General features: G+C 57.3%; 1 protein-coding gene. It reads right to left on the bottom strand.

From position 1 onward, the window contains the following. Positions 1-630 (bottom strand): GAF domain-containing protein (locus ACXJ7R_RS35690; RefSeq protein ID WP_457155883.1); only part of this gene is annotated, 630 nt, incomplete at both ends.

Raw genomic sequence — 630 nt, 5'->3', positions numbered from 1 at the left:
CCTCCAATGCGCGCCGTGCCATCTCGATTTCGAGATTCTTGTTTTCAACCTGTTTCTTTTCGTTTTCGAGCAGTTGCGCCTTTTCCTGCAGCTCCTCGTTCGTCGCATGCAGCTCTTCCTGTTTCTTGGTCAGTTCGGTCTGCCGTGCTTGCAATTCCGAAGTCAGCAGCTGCGACTGCTTCAGTAGCCCCTCGGTACGCATCGTTGCGGCAATGGTGTTGAGAACGATGCCGACGGACTCCATTAACTGGTTGAGAAACGACTGATGCGTGTCGCGGAATTCGCCGAACGAGGCAAGTTCGATGACGGCTTTCACCTCGTCCTCGAACAACGCGGGGAGGATGATGACGTTGGCCGGCGAAGCGCTGCCGAGACCAGAGGTGACGCGCAGGAATTCGGGCGGCACATTGTCCAGCATGATGGCACGCTTGTCGGCTGCACTTTGCCCGACCAGACCCTCGCGCAGATCGAGGCGCTGCTTGATGGCTGCCTTGCTTTCGGCACCATACGACGCCGCCAGTTCGAGATAGGATTCCTCCTCGTCTCGATTGGTTACGTAGAACACCCCATATTGCGCGTTCACCAGAGGAGCGAGTTCGGACATGATGAGCCGCGAAACGGTGGCGAGGT

The organism is Mesorhizobium sp. P5_C1, from assembly GCF_054049815.1.
Note: the sequence above shows the minus strand (reverse complement) of the source record. Positions and strands in the feature narration are given on the sequence as shown.